A 19,729-nucleotide genomic window follows, 5' to 3' on the forward strand; every position below is an offset into this window, starting at 1 on the left:
GGCTGAAAAACGCCGACTAAGATTAAGCCACCACTGAGCCATCAGCTTTTGTCCTCCAGACTAGAATTTTCGTTGTTTAGTTGGGATATATAATATTTGACTGAAAATTATTAGTAATATAAATGTGGTTTTAAATATACATATAAGAAGACCGTAATTCCTAAATTAATTAAGAATTACGGTCTATTTTTGTACGATTTAAATTTTTACTGATAAATAATTACTACTTTGATATTTAATTAAATTGCCAATATTAATATCTCAAATCCCAAAATCCTTAAATCCTCTAGTCTGGAATGGAATTCTGGTGGATGCTCAGCCGTGGTAGTATCTTAGCTGGCGTTCTTTGCCAGGTTAGATACAGACAAGCTTAGAGACAATTTGAACTGTAATTGGCTCTAAGTTGCTCTCACAGCGTTCCAGCAATCCACCAGAATTTCATGGAAGACGGCAGTGAACCAGACAACAATGAACCAATAGAAAAAAATCACAACAATTAAATAAATATGATTATGAATACGCTAAAATAGGGAGGTAAAGAATTTTTGGAGGTGAACTTATGACAAAGGTCGTAATTATTACAGGTATTTCGTCAGGTATGGGCAAAGCAGCCGCTTTGTATTTTCAACAACAAAGTTTCGAAGTTTATGGCGGTGCCCGTCGAGTAGAACGTTTAACATCATTGAGTGAACAAGGAATCCATACCCAACAGTTGGACGTGACGGATGAATTGTCGATACGTGGGTTAGTCGATCGAACTATTAGTGAACAAGGGCACGTTGATGTTTTGATCAACAATGCTGGTTATGGAGAATTTGGTCCGATTGAAGAGGTTCCAGTTGAAAAAGCTAAACAACAATTCGATGTGAATTTGTTTGGTGCCGATAGAATTACCAAGTATGTTTTGCCATTCATGAGACATCAAGGCTTTGGCAGAATCGTTAATATTTCTTCAGTTGGCGCTGATATATATAGTCCTTTGGGCGGCTGGTATTACGCTACTAAGGCGAGTTTGAGTATGTGGAGTGATGTGCTGGATTCTGAGGTAAGAAGGTTTGGGATTCGTTCAGTCGTTATTCAACCAGGTTTGACAAAGTCGGAGTGGAGTAAAATTGCCTTTGCCAATGCTCGTAAAAATTTAGCAACTGATTCACCTTACGAAGCATCTTTTGATAAGTTGGAACAATTATTTTCCAAAATCAGCACAGGGGCCACTTCAGAAACTTTGGCCAAATTATTCTATAAGGCAGCGACCGATGTTAAACCTAAACGCCGTTACTTTAATTCAGTTATGGATCATGGAATGGTTACAGTTGCACGGACATTGCCAAGAACTTACAAAGCAGTATTAACAAGATTGATGAAATAATTAGGGGATTAAGATGGCATTTTTTGGATTTAAGGAGATAGATAAACTCACCGAAGTTGATATGGCAATTTATCGTTACATTGTCGATCACGATGAACAAGTTCCATATATGAGGGTACGAGATTTAGCAGAAGGAGCACATGTATCGAATTCTTCGATTATGCGTTTTATTCACAAAATTGGTTACATCAGTTTTCCAGAGTTTAAGGTTTCATTCAAGAGTGAGAAACAAGATTTGATGAATACGGCTGAAGATAATGCTAATTTCGTTACTTTGGATAATTTTCCCAAGGATATTAATCGGACTATCAAATTAGTGGCACATCTCTTGCTGGATGCGGATAATATCGTTTTCGTCGGCATGGGAGCTTCGGGAGCAATTGCGGAATATGCGGCTCGGCAAGCGGCTTCTTTGGGCTTTAACAGTTTTGCTGTTAAGGATCCGTACTATCCGTTGATTCAGCAGTTGAGCAATTCGACGAATAATGTTTTGATCATCGTTTCGGTGTCAGGAAAGACAACAGAATTGGTTGAGATGTTAAATAATTTTACTAATTCCGCGGATACTCAAGTTGCTAGTATTACTGGTAATATTGAAAGCCCTATCGCTAGAATGAGTCGTTATGCACTTACATACAGTGTTCCAGAAACTCGAATTCACAAGTATTATGACTTAACGAGTCAAGTTCCTTGCGTTTACATAGTCGAAGACTTGTTAAAAGAACTTCATAAACAAGATGTGGCTCGTCAATTGCCATAATTTTTTTACATTTCATGGTACAAGGTGTTCCCAAGCTGAAATATCATTCAAGACATGGGTATAGACCACCAAAGCGCTTACAAAGTATTCACTTTTTGTAAGCGCTTTTTTTATACTTGATGAGTAAATTAATTAAGGGGGCACATTTATTATGATGGATAGTTTTAATGCGTTCATGGAAAAACACATCGTACCATTTGCAACTAAGTTGAATGAACAAAGACACGTTGCAGCGGTCCGTGATGCTTTCATGTACACATTTCCAATCACAATGGCAGCTTCAATTGTCATTTTGATAAATAACTTGGTTTTTTCAAAACAAGGTTTTATCGCACAAATTTTATTCTTACCGAAATTTTTCCCACATTTGGAAGAAGCTCAAAAGCTTTTGACATCAGTAACTAACGGGACAATGAATATCATGTCGATCTTCATTGCATATCTGGTTGCTAGAAATTTGGCGAAATACTTCAAGGCCGATGATATGTTGGTCGGTATGACTGGTATTGCTGTATTCATGATTCTTTATACACCAGCTATTATGAAAGATGGTGTTTCATATTTACCTACAACTTACATGGGTGCTCAAGGTTTGTTCGTTGCTATGATCTGTGGTGGCCTTGTCGGGGAATTTTTACCAAAGCTAACACGTATCAAGAAACTACAAATTAAGATGCCAGAAATGGTTCCACCTGCAGTTGCTCGTTCATTCAATGGTTTGATTCCAATCGTGTTCGTTATCATGATTGCTTCTATCTTGAACTACTTTATCCAAATGATCTCACCACAAGGTATCAATGATGTTATTTACAAGACAGTGCAAACACCATTGACTCACATCGGTGTAAATATCTATGGTGTTGTCATTATCGCTATTGTCCAAAACTTACTATGGTTAGTTGGTATTCATGGTCCAAATACTTTGAATGCTTTGAGATCAATTATCTTTACTGAAGCTGATCTAAGCAACCAAACTTACATTAACCTTCATGGCGTTGTTGGTGTTCCTCACCGTGTTACATGGGGAATTCTAAACGATGTCTTTGCTAACATGGGTGGTTCTGGTATGACACTTGGTCTTATCATTGCTATCTTCCTAGTTTCTAAGAGAAAAGATTATCGTGCTGTTGCTAAAATGGCCTTTGTTCCAGGACTTTTCAATATCAATGAACCTTTGATCTTTGGTTTGCCAATTGTTTTGAACCCAATCTTGGCTATTCCATTCGTTCTAACACCAGTTGTTAATATCTTAATTGGATACACAGTAACTGTTGTCTTGAATTGGATGCCGTCGGCGGCTATTGGTATGTCGTGGACCACGCCTGGACCTTTGATGCCATTCTTAGGTACCGGTGGTAATATCGTCGGATTGATCATGGGATTTGTCTGCTTAGGAGTTTCTGTCGCAATGTACTTCCCATTTGTTCTAGCAGCTAACAGAATGGCTGCTCCTGATGACGACGAATCAAAAGAAGAAACAAAAGAAAAGATTGACGAAGGCGCTAAAGCCGAAACTACTGATACAAACTCAGATATGGCTAACGCTTAATAATTATTTATGGATCAATGAGGAGGATCAAAATGACATTAAAAGGACAAGCATTTCCGGACGGATTTTTATGGGGTGGCGCGGTGGCTGCTCACCAACTTGAAGGTGGATTTGATCAAGGTGGCAAAGGGCTAAGCACTGCTGACGTAATGACAATTGGTGGCAACGGTATTCCTAGAAAGGTTACTGACGGCATCGATCCTAACGAATTTTATCCTAATCACAATGCCATTGATTTCTACCACCGTTATCCTGAAGATATTAAATTATTTGCTGAAATGGGCTTCAAGGCTTTTCGGACTTCGATCGCCTGGACGAGAATTTTCCCTAATGGCGACGAAGACCAACCTAACGAAGCTGGTTTGAAATTTTATGATGATATGTTTGATGAGTGTTTGAAATATGGTATTCAACCAGTCATAACTTTATCCCATTTCGAGATGCCATATCACTTAGTTAAAGAATATGGTGGTTGGCGTAGTCGAAAGGTTATCGACTTCTTTGTTAAATTTGCCACAGTTGTTTTCAAACGTTACAAGAACAAAGTTAAGTACTGGATGACCTTCAACGAGATCAACAACCAAACTGATTTCGAATCTAGTCACGCTTTGTTTACTGATTCAGGTATCTTACCAAAGCCTGAAGAAGATAATGAAAAACTTATGTACCAAGCTGCTCACTACGAATTAGTTGCCAGTGCTGAAGCAGTAAAGATCGGTCACAAGATCAACCCTGATTTCCAAATCGGTTGTATGATCGCTATGACCCCAATTTATCCATTAACATCAAAGCCCGAAGATATTCTCTTTGCTCAACGCGCGATGCAAACGAGATTCTGGTTCGCTGATGTCCACGCTAATGGCTTCTATCCAAAATGGTTATTGAACCGTTTTGACGAAAAGAATTTCAACTTGGATATCACTGATGATGATTTGAAAGTACTACGTGAAGGTACGGTTGACTATATTGGCTTTAGTTACTACATGTCCTTTGCGGTCAAAGATACTGGTAAATTGGAATATAACGAAAGCCACGATCGAGTCGATAACCCTTACGTCAAAGCAAGTGAATGGGGCTGGCAAGTTGATCCTGTCGGTTTGCGCTATGCTTTGAATTGGTTCAACGACCGCTATCACTTACCATTATTCATCGTTGAAAATGGTTTGGGTGCAGTTGACAAAAAGACTGCTGACAACAAGATTCACGACGATTATCGAATCAAATACATGACGGACCACATTCGGGAAATGAAGAAGGCTGTATTGCAAGATGGTGTCGACTTGATAGGTTACACTCCTTGGGGCTGTATCGATCTTGTAGCTGCAAGTACTGGTCAAATGTCAAAACGTTACGGTTTTATCTATGTCGACGGCACTGGCTCATTGAACCGCTACAAGAAAGATTCCTTCGATTGGTTCGAAAATGTAATTGAAACTAACGGTGCGGAGATCGAATAAGATGAAAAAGTATATTGGTTTAGATATTGGTGGAACGTCAGTTAAATATGGCCTCGTTGATGAGAATGGGGTAGTTTCCAATAAAGATAGTTTCAAGACTAAAGCTGAAGACAAGGCTGGCTTGTTGGATGATCTAGTTGCGGCAGTCGAAAAAATCAAAGCAATCGATAATTCAGTTGTAGGTATTGGTGTCAGTATGCCCGGTGTCGTTCAAGAGGATGGTTTCTTAACGACATCTGGAGCTGTCAAATGCTTCACTGAAATCAATTTGCGAGAAATTTTGGAAACACGCACAGGCTTGAAAACCAAGATCGAAAATGATGCTAATGCAGCGGCGATTGCTGAAAAGTGGATCGGTTCAGCCCAAGGTATTCACGATTATATCAGTTTAGTTTTGGGAACTGGTGTCGGTGGCGCTTTAGTTATCAATGACCAAATTTATCGTGGGGCTCATGCTCGAAGCGGTGAATTTGGTTGGATGATCGTTGAAGATGATGATATCGATGTCGAAATGGGCAGCTTGAATTTCCGTGGCGCCACAGTTATCGGTTTGATCAGACGTTACAATCAATTTAGCGACCAACCAGTCGACGATGCTCGAGTGATCTTTGAACGGGCTGATAATGGTGAAGTTTTGGCCAAAAATGTTTTGAAGAGCTACTACCACAGTTTGGCTAAAGGTATCATCAATCTAGAAGTTTCCTTCGATCCTGCTGCAGTGATCATAGGTGGTGGAATCAGTAACAATACCGAGTTTATTGAAGACTTGAATGAAGAAATCGAAAGAGTTCGTAAATCGCATAACAGTATCAATCATTTGGACTTGCCTCTAGTTAAGGCGGCTAAGTTGAAAAATGATGCGGGGATGATCGGTGCGGTTTATCAAGTTATTCATGCTTAAATGTAAGATACTTGTTACTTCCCGTCTTCCATGAAATCTCGGTGGATTTGGAATACTGTGAGAGCAACTTAGAGCCAATTCTACGAATTGTCTTTAAGCTTGTCTGAGTCTAACCTGGCAAAGTACGCCAGCTAAGACTCTACCACAGCTGAGCATCCATCGAGATTTCATTCCAGACTAAATAGATTTTCGTTTGTTTTATATTAGTAATATTAAAAGGTCATTCAGTTTTTTATGGATGATCTTTTTTTTTACGATAGTTAATGAAGGTGTCAAAATAAGTGACGCTTAATATCCACAAAATTAGCAGATAAAATTATAAATATAGAGCTTGGAAGATTCTAAAATCGATTTTCTCTTAACTTAGTTATATCTAATTATTTGAATACACAGGTCATCTAGAAACACTAGATGATCTTTTTTGATATATGTAGAAAGAATTGTTTAGTCTGGAATAGACTTCTGGTAGATGCTCAGCCGTGGAAGGGTCTTATGGCGGTACCGTGCCAGGTTAGAGACAGACAAGCTTAGAGACAATTTGAACTGTAATTGGCCCCAAGTTGCTCTCACAGCGTTCCAGCATCTACCAGAAGTTCATGGAAGACGGGAAGTATAAAACAACCAAAATAAATTTGAGTTATTCGTTTTTCTCCTTTGAATAATTTTATTAATAAATAAAATGTTCGCTTTAGTTGTTATTTCAGACAGTAATGATTATATTTAGAATTGTAAATAATGTGTTTAAACATATCTAAAAAGGAGATGGATAAATATGTTGTTTGGTGTGGATACAAAACCAAATGATGATTGGTGGATTGGTCGTAATGAACCGGATATCCATAACTTAAATAAACTTGAAGCATTGATGTTTCAAGGTAATGGCTATTTTGGTATTCGAAGTACTCTAGAAGAACACTACATGGAAGAGAAGCGTGACATGTTCGTTCTGGGAACTTTTGATAAGTATGAAAACGAAGCAACTGAATTACCTAATTTACCCGATATTGTTAATTTGGAAATCGTAATAAATGGTAAAGTCATGAAATTGAATCACGGCAGCGTAACTCAATATCAACGTGGTTTTAATATCAAAAATGGTGAAATGACTCGTTCGTTTATTTGGAAATATGATGGCAAGGCTTATCGGTTTAAGTTTTGGCGTTTCGTTTCGATGGCAAGACGGCATCTATTTGTGTCTAAAGTTGAAGTTGCGCCACTGGATGACAGTGCTCGAATACAGATCAGATCCGGCATTGATGGGCAACAGACCAACAGTGGGACCCAACATTTAGTTGACGGAACTAAACGGCTTTTTAATGCTCGCTTTATTCAAATGCAAACGCGGACCCAACAATCGAAAGTAAAATTTGCTTTGACTGAATTTCATCGTCTTTGTCTGAATGGAACTGATCTTAATATGAATCCGCGTTTAAAACTTAATCGTCGGCAAATTTATGCCGATTATTCGGTCGATGTGGATAAGGAACAAACTTTAACGATCGTGAAATACGCTAATATTTTTTCAAGCATTGATAAGGACTTAAAAGATAATGTTTCAAAGGATTCGTTGGCTGAATTGGAACAAACGAGTCAACTTTCTTATGACAAGCTTTTAGCTGAAACGACACAAGCTTGGGATGAAAAAGTTTGGCAAAAGAGTTTGATCAAAATCTCGTCGCACAATAATAAACCACAAATTGCCATTAACTTTGCCCGCTATCAGTTGCTGGCTAATACCCCACAAGATTGGCGGATGAATATTGGTGCTAAAGGGATGACTGGCGAAGGGTACAAGGGCCATACATTTTGGGATACGGAAATGTTCATGTTGCCATATTATATTTTGACTTTGCCACAATATGCCCACGATTTATTGAAGTATCGGTATTTAGGTTTGGTAGGTGCCAAGAAGAAGGCTCATGAAAATGGCTATCGTGGTGCCCAATATCCTTGGGAAGCTGCATTGCCAGAAGATGCTGAATCTGCTCCAATTTGGGGCAATGCCGATATCGTAACTGGCAAACCGATGAAAATTTTATCTGGTTTCATTGAGCAGCACATTACTAGCGACGTGGCTTTTGGTGTGATGCAATATTTGCAGGCGACTGGCGATAAGACTTTTGCACATGAGATGGGCTACGAGATTGTTTTGCAATGTGCTAAATTCTGGGCTAGCCGTTTGGAATGGAACAGTCAGAAAAATTATTACGAAATCACCGATGTCATTGGTCCCGATGAATACAAAGAACACGTTTCAAATGACGCTTACACGAATTATATGGCGCACTGGACGATGAAATGTGGGGCTGATATTATTGCTGATTTACGTCAAAATGATCCCAAGGATTATAAGCGGCTGAACGAAAAAATTGGTTTGGAAGAGTTATATAAAGCCTTGATTCAACGGGCAAGTATGCTGTATGTTCCTAGTCCCAATGAACAATTAGTCATTCCTCAGGATGATAATTATCTTTCTTATAAAAAGATCGATGTGACGAAGTATAAAAATTCTGAGAAGGATAAGGAAGATGTCTCGGAGATTTTTAAGGATTTTGATTTGAAAGAATTGGATAAAATTCAAGTAACCAAGCAACCAGATGTTTTATTGCTGCTGTTACTATTTGAAGACAAGTTTTCGAAACAGATCATCAAAGATAACTGGGATTATTACGAACCTAAGACGACGCATGACTCCTCGTTATCGTATTCGCCACATGCAATCTTAGCGAATGACTTGGGACTTTACAGCAAGGCTTTTGAATATTACGAAAAAGCCTGCCAAGTCGATCTAGGAACTAATCAAGAATCTTCAGTCAAAGGTACACACATCGGTAGTTTGGCTGGAATATGGAATGTAGTTATCGAAGGCTTTGGTGGCGTGCGTATTACTGACAAAGGCTTGAGAATTCAACCGCACATTCCTAAATCATGGCAGTCATTGGAATTTTCAATCATTTGGAAAAATACTAAAATAAATATTTTTGTCTCTCATAAGTATTTTTCGGTAATGTCCAAGAAAAAAATAAAATTTATTTGTCATGACCATATTTATCAAGTGGAGCCTGATGAGAAGCTGTTGATTGAGTTTTGAGCGAGAAATCAATTCTTAAAAACAATTAGAAAATCTAATTTATTTTTAATTTTTATGTTGAAAATAAAAATTGGTGGTGTTATTATCTTTTTCATAAATTATTTTTTTTCTAATAAAGGGAGACAGTATTATGACAGAGACAAAGAAAGTAGTATTAGCATATTCAGGCGGATTGGACACATCAGTTGCGATTCCGTGGTTAAAAAATAAAGGATACGACGTCATTGCATGTTGTATCAACGTTGGTGAAGGAAAAGATCTTGAGTTTATCAAGAACAAGGCAATCGATGCCGGTGCGGTTGATGCAATCGCCATTGATGCTTTGGATGAATTCGCTGATGATTACGCATTAGTAGCTTTACAAGGACATACCCTCTACGAAGGTATCTATCCGCTTCTCTCTGCTTTATCCCGACCTCTTATTAGTAAAAAATTAGTAGAAATTGCCCAAGAAAATGATGCAGTTGCCATCGCCCATGGCTGTACCGGAAAGGGAAATGATCAAGTCCGTTTTGAAGTTGCCATCCACGCTTTGGCACCAGAAATGACAGTGCTTGGCCCAGTTCGTGATTGGCACTGGTCACGTGAGGAAGAAATTGAATACGCTAAGGAACACAATATTCCAATTCCTATCGATTTGGATTCACCATATTCAATTGATGCCAATATTTGGGGACGTGCTAACGAGTGTGGCGTATTGGAAGACCCATGGAATGAAGCACCGGAAGATGCTTTTGACATCACTAATCCAATTGAAAAGACACCTGATGAACCAACAAGTATCGAAATTTCCTTTGAACACGGTGTTCCAGTGACACTTGATGGCGAAAAGATGAAATTCTCTGATATGATTCAAGAATTGAACGTCATTGCCGGCGAAAATGGTATCGGTAGAATCGATCATATCGAAAACCGTTTGGTTGGTATCAAATCACGTGAAGTTTATGAAACACCAGCTGCAGCAGTCTTGTTGAAAGCTCACAAAGAACTTGAAGATTTGACTCTTGAACGTGATTTGGCTCACTTCAAGCCATATATCGAAAAAGAATTGAGTGACACGATCTACAACGGACTTTGGTTCTCACCATTGATGGATTCATTGTTGGCCTTCTTGCACGAAAGTCAAAAGACCGTCAACGGAACCGTCAAACTCAAGTTGTTCAAGGGTACTGTTTGGGTTCAAGGACGTAAGTCACCAAACTCACTTTACGACAAGGATTTGGCTACTTATACTTCAGCCGACTCATTCGACCAAGAAGCAGCACAAGGATTTATTAAACTTTGGGGACTTCCAACACAAGTTTCCGCTCAAGTATCTGCTAAGGCTGCTCAGAAAAAAGCCACAACTGACGATGAAAATGCTGGAGTGAATCAATGAGTACTGACAAACTGTGGGGTGGAAGATTCTCCGCTCAAGCCGACTCTTGGGTAGATGAATTCGGGGCTTCAATTAGTTTTGATCAGATGATGGCTGATGAAGATATCACTGGTTCTTTGGCTCATGTCAAAATGTTGCAAAAGACTGGTATCTTGAGTGCCGAAGATGTTCAACAGATCGTGGCTGGATTGGAAGACATCCGCCAAGATCTTCATCAGAACAAACTTCATTTCACAGTTGAAAACGAAGATATCCATATGAATATTGAAAGTATTTTAACTGATCGAATTGGACCTGTGGCGGGAAAACTGCACACGGGACGTTCTAGAAATGATCAAGTGGCGACTGATTTTCATCTCTATGTGAAGAATCGTTTGCCTAAGATCATCGATGAGATCAAGACGATCCAAAAGACTTTGGTCAAACTTGCTTCTGAGAATGTCGAGACGATCATGCCAGGATATACTCACTTGCAACACGCTCAACCAATTTCTTACGGTCATTACTTGATGGCTTACTATTCGATGCTCAAGCGTGATATTGAGAGATTCGAATTCAATTTGAAACACACCGATATTTCACCATTAGGTGCAGCAGCTTTGGCCGGAACGACTTTCCCGATCGATCGTCAATTTACTGCCGATGAATTGGGATTTGCGGCCGTTTATAACAATTCCTTAGATGCTGTTTCTGACCGTGATTTTGCCTTAGAATTTTTGAGCAATGCTTCAATTCTGATGTTGCATCTGTCTCGCTTCTGTGAAGAGCTCAGTATGTGGGTCAGTTATGAATTCAACTATTTAGAATTGAGCGACAAATATACCACCGGCGGTTCCATCATGCCTCAAAAGAAGAATCCTGATATGGCGGAACTGATCCGTGGTAAAAGTGGTCGAATCTTTGGACATTTGTTCGGACTGCTTTCGACAATGAAATCTTTGCCATTGGCTTATAACAAGGACCTTCAAGAAGACAAAGAAGGCGTCTTTGATACTGTCAAAACTATTCTGCCAGCTTTGAGAGTTTTCAATGGAATGGTTGCAACTGTCAAGGTAAAGAAGGATAATATGTACAAGGCAACTACGCATGACTTTTCAAATGCTACTGAGTTAGCTGATTATCTAGCCACCAAGGGAATTCCATTTAGACAAGCGCATGGTATCGTTGGCGAGCTAGTATTGAAAGGTTTGCAGACTGGTAAGAATCTTCAAGATATCACAATGAGTGAATTTAAAGAGATTTCACCGTTGATCGATGAAGATGTTTACCACGTTTTGAAACCGGAAGTAGCCGTCGAGAGAAGAAATTCGTTCGGTGGAACTGGTTTTAAACAAGTCGAAGCGCAGATCGATCAAGCTAAGAGAGAATTAGCTGAATAAAAATTAAACTCCAATGACCGAGAGAAGGTTGTTGGAGTTTTTTTGTGTTGGGGTTGGTTGGTTCACTGCCGTCTTCCATGAAATCCCGGTGGATTGCTGGAACGCTGTGAGAGCAACTTCGAACCAATCTTTCAGATTGTTTTGAAGCTTGTCTGGCCCTAACCCGGCAAAGTACGCCAGCTAAGGGCCTACCACGGCTGAGCATCCACCGGGATTTCATTCCAGACTAGATGAGTTAAATATTATTTGGCAATAGTCATATTGTTAGATAAGTTTCCTATCCATATCATTAATAAAAATGAATATAAATATGTGTTTAGATACACAAAAAGCAGACTACTCAGTTTATTTGGATAGTCTGCTTTTTTAATCGTAAAACTCGTATGGATAATATAAATATGAATTTCATATTTTAAATCTCTAGTCGGGAGTGAGAGCAATTCGGGGCTCAGCCGTGGTATTTTCTTAGTTGGTGATTTTTACCAACTTAGAAAACTGCTCGATTTGGAAACAATTTTGAACTTTAAATTGGTTTCAAACGAGCTCACAGCGTTCCAGCCCCGATATTGCCGAACGGACGACGGCAGTGAACAGTCAAACAATCAATCTTAAAGCTTTCTAAGATTTTCTTATATTAACCTTATTCAATCATCAAGACCCTGACCCTATGCGGATGCTATAACTTATATATGCTTTTGAACAAGCAATTAACGCAATAGAGGTGACGCTTTGGCAGAGGCAAAGAAGAAGAAAAAATATTTACATGAAGTTGACTTGATGCGAGTTATTTTTATCGGTGGCGTGTTGTTGAACCATACGACCACAGCCTTTAAAAATAATGTTGGCAATGGCTCAGGTAGTGAGTTGTTTTTGGAAGCAAGTCATTTGGCCCTTCATTTTACTCGAATGGGCTTCATGTTTATGACCGGCTTGGTGCTGGTCCTTAATTATTACCATAAAGAAAATCATTGGTTCAGTTTTTGGAAGAAACGCTATATCAGCGTTGGAATTCCCTACATTGGTTGGAACGCTATCATCATGTGGTTCGCTACGATCAGTGCCGGAGTTGCCTTGAATTGGCCGAATTATTTTAAAGATTTAACTGACGCAATCATTCACGGGAATCGCTATTACATGTACTACATTCTCGTTACTTTCCAACTCTACTTGATCTTTCCTTTGATCGTTTACTTATTCAAAAAATTACCAGATCATCACGTGGCAATTTTGGTAACCAGTGCCGTTATTCAATTATTATTGATGATCGGCATCAAATATTGGTTGCCAGGAGTTGATCGAAGCGGTTGGTGGTACTTATTTAGAGCTTACGGAATGAATGTCTTGGTTTATCAATTCTACTTCATCGCTGGAGCCTTCGTAGCTATTCATTACGATGAAGTCGACAGATTTATTGAGAAATATCACCGGATGATTGGTTGGACGACATTAGTTCTCTCGATTGGAACGGTAGCCTTATTCTTTGGAAACTTAAATATTTTGAAGTTAAGCATGTCCGCAACTGAATCAGTTCACCAGCCATTTATCTTCATTTACGATATCTTCATGATTACCTTTGTCTTTTGGATCGGACGTCAATATGCCCACGCTCGAAACCATGGACTGCCAAATTGGTTAGATCGAATGGTTAAAAATATTTCCAAAGTTTCCTTTGGGATTTATTTAACTCAGACGATTCCACTCACGTTATTATACGGAATCCTTTCACTGATCAAAGTTCCCTCGGTCGTCATGTTAATGTTACTGCCAGTAGGATATGCATTTGTACTCGGTGGAGCATTCTTAATCTCATGGTTCTGCTACAAAGTCGCTCCATTTGGCGTCTTGATTGGTAGACCACAGTGGCACTTAAAAAAAGGAGTAAAACAAAATGTCAAAAATAACAAATCAATTAAACAAGCAGTTAGTGAATAATATTAGTGAAAATGTCATTAAAGACGAAAAATTGAACCGTTGGTACACAGGAGCTGATTTTGCGGACGATGTTCGTTTGATCAGAGAAGAATTACTCGATCTACACGTTGGTTTAGGCGATGTCGTCTTGGTATGTTTGCCCAATACGGCCGCTTATCCGGAGATCACCCAAGCTATTTGGGAAGTTGGAGCAGTCATGCATCCGATTGCTGCCACGACGCCAGAAGTTGAATTACAACAAGAATTGGCTGAACACGATTATGTAGCTTCAATTGTTGGCGGAGAATTAGTCGATGCCGTCTTGGATGACCGTTTAGCCATTGTAACGGCGTTACATTTAAAAACATATCCGTTGCTTCACATCATTCGTGACCGCAAATTGATGGGAAATGATGCCGCAGTGCCCCAAGAGGACGATTTGGCTTTAATAATGAATACGTCTGGAACGACCGGCAAGCCTAAACGAGTTGGTTTGACTCACCGATTATTATTGAACGGAGTCGAACACGATATAGAAAGTCATAAAATGACTGCTTCAGATACAACCATGGTCGTAATGCCGATGTTTCACATCAACGCTCAAGCGGTCGCAATTTTATCAACTAGATTATCCGGTGGAAAAATCGTCGTAGCTGAGAAGTTCAGTGCTTCCAAATTTTGGCAACAAGTTAAGGATAACCATGTGACTTGGGTCTCAGTCGTACCAACGATTATTAATATTTTATTGATCAATCAAAAGGCCAATGAAAATTACTCTGATGATATCAAATTACGTTTTGTAAGATGTTCATCATTTGCTTTACCACTCGATAAATTAACTGCTTTTCAAACACGTTTTCACACTCAGATTTTGGAAGGCTACGGCATGACGGAAACGGCCAGTCAATGTACAATCAATCCGTTCGATAGTCCCAAAGTTGGTTCAGCCGGCAAGCCCTTTAAAACTGATGTAGCGATTATGCTCGATGGCAAAATAACGCATGAAACTAATCGAATCGGTGAAATCGTTGTCCGTGGCGATCACGTGATCAATTCATATATGGATCCTCATCCAGATTCCTTCAAAGACGGCTGGTTCTTAACTGGTGATCTAGGTTGCTTGGATGATGACGGCTATTTGTTCGTTGAGGGACGTAAGAAAGACATCATCAATCACGGTGGTGAAAAAGTTGCACCTGCACAAGTTGAAAATTCATTGAGTCAGCTAAATTTTATCAAAGAAGTTTCGGTGATTGGAACACCAGATACCTTGTATGGTGAGGCTGTGACAGCGGTAATTATTACTCAAGGCAATCAAGATGAAGAATTGGAACGTCAAAAAGTTATCGCTCACGCGAAAGAGACCTTAGCTAATTATGAGCAGCCAACCCGCATTTTTTTCGTCGACGATTATCCAAGAAATGCGACCGGTAAAGTTATCCGTTTAAAATTACGTGAACAAATTATGTCGTCCTTAGTAGGGAGAGTCGGATGAGTAAAAGACAAAAGAAATTTAAAAAATTACTGATTAGTGTAGTTTTAGTATTCTGGGCCGTGATTGCGGTTTATGGATTCAAGCAGACCGATGCCGGTGCCGCTAGTTCTGATTTACAAACCGTGACGATCGGTTATCAAAAAGGTGATCCATTCGATATTGCTAAACAACGTGGCGAATTCGCTAAAAAGATGAAAGCTAAAGGCTATAAAGTTGTTTGGAAAGAATTCCAAGATGGTAACTCGTTGATGCAGGCTTTGAAGGCTGGAAGTATCAATTATGCTAGAACCGGTGATACACCGCCAGTTTCAGCTCTTTCGACCGGAACCAAATTGACTTATGTCGCAGCTGGTTCATCGAAGGCCAAAGGCTCAGGAATCTTGGTAAACAAGTCTTCAAGTATTTCCTCAATCAAAGATTTGAAAGGTAAGAAGGTCGCTTATACTAAAGGAACCAGTTCCCAATACATGTTGTTGGCCGCTTTGAAGAAAGCTGGTTTAAGTGCCAGTGACATTACTTGGGTCAATATGGATCAATCCAGTGCCAGTGTGGCTTTCTCGAAGGGAAAAGTTGATGCTTGGGCAACTTGGGATCCATACACTTCTCAAGCTGAGATCAACCAAAATGCCAAATTATTGACCAACGGCGTTGGTATTACTAACAACCGTGATTACATTTTAGCTATGCAAAGCTATGCCAAGGAAAACACCGAAGTATCTAAGTACTTGATCAAGTATTTGGAAGAGGATATGCAATGGGCTAATAACAACCATAGCGAACTCATAACGATGATGAGTAAGTCACTCAAGGTTTCTAAATCAGTCGTTAAGAAGATGGTTGAGCGGAGAACTTATGGTATCAGTGCAATGAACAGTACTTATGCCAAAGAGGAACAACAGATTGCTGATCTGTTCTATGAAGAGAATTTGATTGAGAATAAAGTTACTATTAGTGACTCAGGAGACTATAAGTCTTAATTGTTCACTGACGTCTTCTCACTTATTTTTATATTGGTAGTATTGAAGCATTAGATTCTAATAAATAAAAATGGGTCATCCAGTTTTTAGGGATGGCCTATTAGTATGTCTAAATAATTGTATGTAATCAAAATTCAGAAAAAACCTAATTTAATCAAGAAATTCTTTTTTCGTGTTGTGGAAAATATTGATAGGACGGAGTTTTGCATGGGGATTTTTGGTATTATTTGAATTACGGTAACAATGCAACTGGCAGTTTCTATTCAAAAATCTTTGATCAGCATAGAATCTTAATTAATCAGGAGGATTCAAAATGAATTTAGGGGAACAATTGCAGAGACAACGAAAATTACATCATATGTCACAAGATGAATTGGCTGATAAACTTGGCATTTCTAGACAGGCTGTTTCGAGATGGGAGAACGGTGCTACGTTGCCTAGTTTTTATAATGTTTTGGCAATCAGTGATCTATTTCATATATCTCTTGATGAATTGATAAGAGGAGACGAATTACTGATGGAAAAATTAGAGAATAGTAATCAAAGGAAAGTGCCATTTTTACATACAGGATGGGGAGCTTTTGTAATCAGTATTGTATTGGCGTTGATTATTTGGGGCATATCCAAATGGTTAAAATTTTACGGGTCAGATGACTTCAATTTCTATTATTGGATAGTAACTATTTTAGGTATCGTCGGATTATTGATGAATTTGGAATGGCGCGGGATTGGCCGTGAGTTTAAACGAAATATTAATCGGAAGACGATTATCTGGATCATTATTATTCTAACGGTTTATATTTTACCAAGGATAAATTACATATTCTTAGGTAAAATGTAGATAGATACTATAACGATACAATAACGGTTGGTGTTTAGTTTACATCGACAATAGCAACCATCAGGTTCTGTGAAGTTCGTCCAGCAGCTCGTAGAATCGTAAGTAATCAAGGGGGAATATCAAAATGAAAATTGGGGAACAATTACAAAAGCAGCGTAAGGCACACAAGATGTCGCAAGATACTTTGGCTAAAGAATTACATATCTCAAGACAATCAGTTTCGAAATGGGAGAATGGTGCGACTTTGCCCAGTTTTAGTAATGTTATCGCCATTAGTGAATTGTTTGATATTTCTCTTGATGATCTTATCAAAGGAGACGTGGAACTTATGGATGAATTGGAAAGCAAAAGCAGATGGATGTCAAAGACTAAGTGGATTGTTGTTGTGAGTGTCGTTAGCGCAATTATCGCCGTTATGATTATGAGAATTTTAAAGATAAAATGGACGAACATTGATGCCTTTATGGGGCTCCCACAGTTAATAGCCTTGATTGGATTACTTGTAAGTATCAAATGGAAAGATTTTGATAAAATTCTAAGCAAGAAAGTCATTATTTGGGGAACGCTTTGGATTCTGTTCTGCTTAATACCAATAATCAATGATATGGATGCCGGGTTCTGGGCTGGGTTTAATGGTCATTAGGCAAATACTCAGAAGTTAAGCGGTTTGTTCCACTCTCTATGTTTGTGTATATTTAGTTTACAGAGCAGGTGCAACCGCTACGTTCTCGTCAAAATTCTATAACGCGTTTAGAATTATGGTTAATCAAGGAGATGTTACAGATGAAAATTGGAGAGCAATTACAGAAGCAACGTAAATTACATAATATGTCCCAAAATGATTTGGCCGATAAATTGAAGTTATCGCGTCAGTCAATTTCAAAGTGGGAGAACGGAACGACTTTACCCAGTTTTGCCAATGTGATTGCCATCAGTGAACTATTTGATGTCTCCTTAGATGAATTGATCAAAGGTGATGAGGCGCTTATGAATAAATTTCAAGACGATAAAATTAGATTCAGTAAGACGGAAACCATTTTTACGGTAGGAACAATATTAGTTTTTGCCATTCTAGCGTTTATTTATAGTAATGGTATTTCGATGGCAAGTATCGACGATTTGATGTCGGGGTGGTGGTTCATTATTTTCATTTTCTTCTGCTGCAATGTTAAGTGGAAAACCTTCAATCAGAGTCTGAACAAAAAGGCAGTTTTCTTTGGAATTTTATTAGTGGTTTTTTATCTTAGTTCCAGCCATAATGCATGAGGTACCAGACTTCTTGAAGGGTATAGATGAAGGCATTAAAGAGATGCCTTACAAATATTAGAGAATGGATTATTTTTTTGATTTTGGTTATATACAATTATTTAAATACAGAAAACAGGTCATCTAAAAAAGTGGATGACCTGTTTTAATGCAATCATTTACTGAAATAAAAAATTGTTTAGTCTGGAATGAAATCTCGATGGATGCTCAGCCGTGGTAGGGTCTTATCTGACGTATTTTGTCAGATTAGAGCCAGACAAGCTTCAAAACAGTTCGTAGAACTGGTTCGAAGTTGTTCTCACAGCGTTCCAGCAATCCATCGAGATTTTATGGAAGACGGGAAGTGAAAAGGTAACCAAACTTCAGAAAAATCCAAAAATGAGTTGTGACCTCTATTTTTACTTGATCCGTTTATCCATAATTGAGCGCAAAGCTTTTTCTCTTAGTGAAACAGCATCGACTTCATTTTGTCTTTCATAACCATGAATCAATACTTCACAGACGTATAACTGTGATAATTGGCCGGCTAGTGAGCCACCGTTTAGGAATTCTTCGATTGAAGTTCGTAACGTTATATCACTGATTTGGGCGATGGAAGATAAATTATTATTGGTGATGGAGACGATTTTGGCACCATTTTTTTTGGCAATTTGGAGTGAATCGTAAGTATCCTTCGTTTCACCGGATAGTGAAATTCCGATTACCAAATCATCATCAGACATCATCGCGGCCATTTGTGATTGGAAGTGAGAATCAGTCTCGGCTTGGACGATCAGGCCAACACGTAACAACATTTTGGAAAAGTCACGGCCAATTTCTCCCGAGTGGCCAACGCCAAAAATATACAGTTTGCGACAATTTGAAATCATAGACACGGCTTGGTTAAGATCTTTGGGATTGATAAGTGAGGCGGTATCTTTGATAGTTGTGATCAAGTGATCGGCAATGTCGTCATAATAATCGTGGCTAGAATCGACACTATTTTCTTCCAACTCAATTTTAGCTAAAGCAATCTTCAAATCATTAAAACCAGAAAAACCTAATTTTTTCGAAAAACGTACGATGGTGGCATCACCCACATTGACGTTTTTTTTAATTGTCTCCATAGTTCCGTAAATAACTTCTTTTTCGTTATTCATAATATATTGAGCAATTTTTTTCTCTGATTTAGTAAGGGTATCGTACTTATTTTTTATTAAATTATCGATATTCATCTTGGGACACACTCCAATTGATTTCTCTTAATAATTATACATTTTAAATCCTGATTTTAGAAATTTAAAAAGAAAGGGTTTACAAAAAATGAAAATGGGCTTATATTGCTTTGTGGAGAATATAATCCTAATTAATTGATT

The 19,729-nt window shown here is 38.6% G+C and carries 15 protein-coding genes; 14 read left to right on the forward strand and 1 reads right to left on the reverse strand.

The features are described from left to right. Positions 1–559: 559 nt before the first annotated feature. The 14 genes from FD29_RS10760 (at position 560) to FD29_RS10825 (ending at position 18,374) form a co-directional block, all read left to right on the forward strand. Positions 560–1,369 (forward strand): SDR family NAD(P)-dependent oxidoreductase, encoded by an 810-nt coding sequence (locus FD29_RS10760; protein ID WP_057888915.1) that lies wholly within the window; start codon positions 560–562, stop codon positions 1,367–1,369. Positions 1,370–1,382: 13 nt separating this feature from the next. Further along, positions 1,383–2,129, forward strand: a complete 747-nt coding sequence (locus FD29_RS10765) for a MurR/RpiR family transcriptional regulator (protein WP_057888916.1) — start codon at positions 1,383–1,385, stop codon at positions 2,127–2,129. Positions 2,130–2,283: 154 nt separating this feature from the next. Beyond that, complete coding sequence (locus FD29_RS10770) at positions 2,284–3,678, forward strand: PTS sugar transporter subunit IIC (RefSeq protein ID WP_083477849.1); 1,395 nt, start codon at positions 2,284–2,286, stop codon at positions 3,676–3,678. Between the two features lie 32 nt (positions 3,679–3,710). Next, positions 3,711–5,135 (forward strand): 6-phospho-beta-glucosidase, encoded by a 1,425-nt coding sequence (locus tag FD29_RS10775; protein ID WP_057888917.1) that lies wholly within the window; start codon positions 3,711–3,713, stop codon positions 5,133–5,135. A gap of 1 nt (position 5,136) precedes the next feature. Then, positions 5,137–6,036 (forward strand): ROK family protein, encoded by a 900-nt coding sequence (locus tag FD29_RS10780; RefSeq protein WP_057888918.1) that lies wholly within the window; start codon positions 5,137–5,139, stop codon positions 6,034–6,036. A gap of 772 nt (positions 6,037–6,808) precedes the next feature. Then, positions 6,809–9,127: a glycosyl hydrolase family 65 domain-containing protein gene (locus tag FD29_RS10785; protein ID WP_057888919.1), complete on the forward strand. Its 2,319-nt coding sequence runs from the start codon at positions 6,809–6,811 to the stop codon at positions 9,125–9,127. Positions 9,128–9,257: 130 nt separating this feature from the next. Continuing rightward, positions 9,258–10,505 (forward strand): argininosuccinate synthase, encoded by a 1,248-nt coding sequence (locus tag FD29_RS10790; RefSeq protein WP_057888920.1) that lies wholly within the window; start codon positions 9,258–9,260, stop codon positions 10,503–10,505. After that, the gene (gene argH / locus FD29_RS10795; protein ID WP_057888921.1) at positions 10,502–11,884 is read left to right on the forward strand and encodes an argininosuccinate lyase; all 1,383 of its coding nucleotides are present in this window, start codon (positions 10,502–10,504) and stop codon (positions 11,882–11,884) included. Before FD29_RS10790 ends, argH begins: the two co-directional genes overlap by 4 nt. A gap of 729 nt (positions 11,885–12,613) precedes the next feature. Further along, positions 12,614–13,816 carry an acyltransferase gene (locus FD29_RS10800; protein ID WP_057888922.1) on the forward strand — a complete coding sequence of 401 codons (1,203 nt, stop codon included), beginning with the start codon at positions 12,614–12,616 and terminating at the stop codon, positions 13,814–13,816. Next, entirely contained in the window at positions 13,773–15,290 is a 1,518-nt protein-coding gene (locus tag FD29_RS10805) for an AMP-binding protein (RefSeq protein ID WP_057888923.1), read from the forward strand. The genes FD29_RS10800 and FD29_RS10805 overlap by 44 nt, the downstream gene beginning before the upstream one ends. Beyond that, on the forward strand, positions 15,287–16,267 hold the full coding sequence (locus FD29_RS10810; RefSeq protein WP_057888924.1) for an aliphatic sulfonate ABC transporter substrate-binding protein: 981 nt from the start codon (positions 15,287–15,289) through the stop codon (positions 16,265–16,267). The genes FD29_RS10805 and FD29_RS10810 overlap by 4 nt, the downstream gene beginning before the upstream one ends. A 313-nt stretch (positions 16,268–16,580) precedes the next feature. After that, positions 16,581–17,108, forward strand: coding sequence for a helix-turn-helix domain-containing protein (locus FD29_RS10815; RefSeq protein WP_057888925.1), 528 nt, complete (start codon positions 16,581–16,583; stop codon positions 17,106–17,108). A gap of 124 nt (positions 17,109–17,232) precedes the next feature. Beyond that, on the forward strand, positions 17,233–17,751 hold the full coding sequence (locus FD29_RS10820) for a helix-turn-helix domain-containing protein (RefSeq protein ID WP_057888926.1): 519 nt from the start codon (positions 17,233–17,235) through the stop codon (positions 17,749–17,751). A gap of 140 nt (positions 17,752–17,891) precedes the next feature. Beyond that, the gene (locus FD29_RS10825) at positions 17,892–18,374 is read left to right on the forward strand and encodes a helix-turn-helix domain-containing protein (protein WP_057888927.1); all 483 of its coding nucleotides are present in this window, start codon (positions 17,892–17,894) and stop codon (positions 18,372–18,374) included. 398 nt (positions 18,375–18,772) lie between these two features. Here the strand turns inward: FD29_RS10825 and FD29_RS10830 are convergent, their stop codons facing one another. After that, positions 18,773–19,588, reverse strand: coding sequence for a MurR/RpiR family transcriptional regulator (locus FD29_RS10830; RefSeq protein WP_057888928.1), 816 nt, complete (start codon positions 19,586–19,588; stop codon positions 18,773–18,775). Between the last annotated feature and the right edge of the window lie 141 nt (positions 19,589–19,729).

The organism is Companilactobacillus mindensis DSM 14500 (assembly GCF_001434275.1).
In the GTDB taxonomy this organism is placed as follows: Bacteria; Bacillota; Bacilli; order Lactobacillales; family Lactobacillaceae; genus Companilactobacillus; species Companilactobacillus mindensis.